The 3,556-nt window shown below is 73.8% G+C and carries 1 protein-coding gene; it reads left to right on the top strand.

Annotated features, from left to right (window positions below):
• The coding region (locus QR77_RS49735) for a type I polyketide synthase (RefSeq protein WP_040019553.1) at positions 1–3,556 on the top strand (3,556 nt) is incomplete at both ends.

Genomic DNA, 3,556 nt, shown 5'->3' with positions numbered 1-3,556 from the left:
AAACCAGCCGCCGGGGTCGTCCAGGGGCGTGCCGAGAGCGACCCGGCCGTGGGTGTGCTGTTCACCGGCCAGGGCGCCCAGCGGCTGGGCATGGGCCGGGAGCTGTACGCCGGCTCCGAGGTGTTCGCGCACGCCTTCGACGAGATCCTCACCGAACTCGACCCGCACCTGGACCGTCCGCTCAAGGACGTCGTCTGGGGGGATGACGCCGAAGCCCTGAACGAGACGCGCTGGGCTCAGCCCGCGCTGTTCGCCCTGGAGGTGGCGCTGTTCCGGCTTCTGGAGTCGCGTGGCGTCGCCCCTGGCGTGCTGCTGGGGCATTCGGTCGGCGAGGTCGCGGCGGCGCATGTCTCCGGGGTACTGACGTTGGCCGACGCGTGCCGTCTGGTGGCGGCCCGCGCGCGCCTGATGGGTGAGCTGCCGGCCGGCGGGGCGATGGTGGCGGTGGAGGCGGCCGAGGAGGAGGCCCTCGCGTTTCTGGCGGACGGAGTCTCGGTCGCCGCGGTCAACACCTCGCGTTCCGTGGTGCTCTCCGGCGACGCCGCGGCGGTGACCGCGGTCGCCGAGTCGTTCGCGGCGAAGGGCCGCAGGACGAACCGGCTCCGCGTCTCGCACGCCTTCCACTCGGCGCTGATGGATCCGATGCTGTCCGATTTCGAGCAGGTCCTGAAGACGCTGACCTTCCACGAGCCGCGCATCCCGGTGGTGTCGAACCTGACCGGAGCCCTGGCCTCCGGAGACGAGCTGCGCACCCCGGCGTACTGGACCGCGCAGGTACGGAACGCGGTCCGCTTCGTCGACGGCGTACGCTCTCTGACCGGCCAGGGCGTGACAGCGCTGGTCGAACTCGGGCCGGACGCCGTGCTGTCGGCGATGGCCCGGGAGAGCTGTGACGAGGACACGGTCGTGGTGCCGCTGCTCCGCGAGGACCGGCCCGAGGGCATCGCGGTGGCGACGGCGTTCGCGCGTCTGTACGTCCACGGCGCCCCGGTGGACCAGGCACCGATGCTCGCCGGAGGCCGTACGGTCGAACTCCCCACGTACGCCTTCCAGCACCGGCGGTTCTGGCCTGCGGCCCGGCCGGTGGTCCCCGCCCCTTCGGCGGGCGGACCGGCGGCGGAGGAGTGGCGGTACCGGGAGGAGTGGGTGCCGTTGGCGGTGCCGGACGCGGTCCCGGGACGCTGGCTGGTGGTCGTTCCCGACCGTCTGGAAGGGGAGTCGTGGGTGTCGGCGGTCGTGACGGCCATGGGCCCGCGGACCGAAGTCGTCCGCTGCGGCGGAGAGCCGGACCGTACCGCCTTCGCGGGCCTGCTGCGTGAGGCCCTCGGCGACGGCACGCCGTTCGCCGGGGTCCTGGCACCGGCGGCACCGGCGGACGAGGCAGTGCCGTTCGCCCTCGCCCTGGTCCAGGCGGCGATCGATGCCGAGGCGGCCGCTCCGGTGTGGGTGGTGACCCGCGGCGCGGTGGCGGTGGAGGCCGGTGACCCCGTACGGGGTCAGGGCGGTGTCTGGGGCCTGGGCCGGGTGGCGGCGCTGGAGTACCCGCGGTTCTGGGGCGGCCTGGTCGATCTGCCCGAGGCGGTGGACGCCCGGGTGGCGGAGTGGCTGGCGGGTGTGGTCTCGGGGGACACGGGCGAGGACCAGGTGGCGGTACGTGACACGGGAGTGTTCGGCCGTCGCCTGACGCGTGCTCCGCTGGTGGGGCCGGGCGGGTCCTGGTCGACGTCGGGTACGGCCCTGATCACCGGCGGTACCGGTGGCCTGGGCGCGCACGTCGCGCGGTGGCTGGTAGCCCATGGGACTGAACACCTGGTGCTGGTGAGCCGGCGCGGCCCCGATGCCGACGGGGCCGGCCTGCTACGGGCGGAGCTGGAGGCGGCGGGCGCCCGGGTGACGGTCGCGGCGTGCGATGTGGCGGACCGTGACGCACTGGCCCGGGTGGTCGGGGAGATCCCGGCCGATGCGCCGCTGCGGACCGTTGTCCACGCGGCCGGTGTGAACACCGGCACCGTGGGGGTCGAGTCACTGACGCCCGATCAGCTCCACGCGGACTCGCGGGTCAAGGCGGTCGGCGCCCGGCACCTGGACGAGTTGACCGGCGCCCTCGAATTGGACGCGTTCGTACTGTTCTCCTCCGGCGCGGCCGCGTGGGGGAGTGGTGGCCAGGCCGGGTACGCGGCAGCCAACGCCGCCCTCGACGCTCTCGCCGCCGACCGCCGCGCACGTGGTCGTACGGCCACGTCGGTGGCGTGGGGCGCGTGGGACGAGGTCGGCATGGTCGTCGCGGCTCCCGGCCACGGCGATCGCCTGCGGCGCCAGGGCGTCGTGCCCATGCGGCCGGAACGCGCCGTCGCCGCCCTGGAGCGCGTCCTCCACGACGACGAGACCTCGATCGTCATCGCGGACATGGACTGGTCCCGGTTCGTTCCGACGTTCACCGCCACCCGTCCCAGCCGGCTCCTGTCCGCTCTGGTCGAGGCCGAGCGGGCGACGGCCGAGGCCCCGTTGACCGGCGAGGAGGGCGAATCCGACTTCGAGCGGCACGCGGCGGGCCTGTCCGGCCGGCAGCGCACCCTCTTCCTCGTGGAACTGGTCCGCGACCACGCGGCCGTGGTGTTGGGCCACGCCTCCGGGCAGGAGATCGCCCCGGATCAAGCTTTCCGGGACATCGGCTTCGACTCCCTCACCGCTGTCGAACTGCGCGACCGGATCGCCGAGGCGACGGGGCTGAAGCTCCCCACCACCACCGTGTTCGACCACCCCACGGCCGGCCGGCTGGCCGAGCACCTCGACGCGCTGCTGGGCGGGACATCGACCGAGGCCGACCCCGAGCCGGTGGGGCCGGTGACCGACGACCCCGTCGTGATCGTCGGAATGGCCTGCCGCCTGCCCGGCGGCGTGTCGGACCCCGAGGACCTGTGGCGGCTGGTCGCCGAGGGTACGGACGCGATCAGTGCGTTCCCCACCGACCGCGGCTGGAACCTGGACGCGCTGTCCGCCCTCGACGGGCCGGGTACGTCCGCGACGCGGCACGGCGGGTTCCTCGACGGAGCCGGTGACTTCGATGCCGCGTTCTTCGGGATCTCGCCGCGCGAGGCGCTGGCGATGGATCCGCAGCAGCGGTTGCTGCTGGAGACCTCCTGGGAGGCCCTGGAACGGGCGGGCATCGACCCGCACACGCTGCGTGGCAGCCGGACCGGGGTCTTCGCCGGGGTGATTGACCAGGGATACGGCTCCCCGCTGCATCAGGCCGCGGAGGGGGACGACGGCTACGCCCTCACCGGCACCGCGTCCAGTGTCGCGTCGGGCCGTGTCTCCTACGTCCTGGGGCTGGAGGGACCGGCCTTGTCCATCGACACCGCGTGCTCGTCCTCCCTCGTGGCCCTGCATCTGGCGGCGCAGTCCCTGCGGCAGGGCGAGTGCTCCATGGCATTGGCGGGCGGCGTGACGGTGATGGCGACGCCCGGTCCCTTCGTCGGGTTCTCCCGCCAGGGCGGCCTGGCGCCGGACGGCCGGTGCAAGTCGTTCGGGAGCGGCGCTGACGGCACCGGCTGGT

This window comes from Streptomyces sp. 150FB (assembly GCF_000818195.1).
Taxonomy (GTDB): Bacteria; Actinomycetota; Actinomycetes; order Streptomycetales; family Streptomycetaceae; genus Streptomyces.
This window is presented reverse-complemented; position numbering and strand designations above follow the sequence as displayed.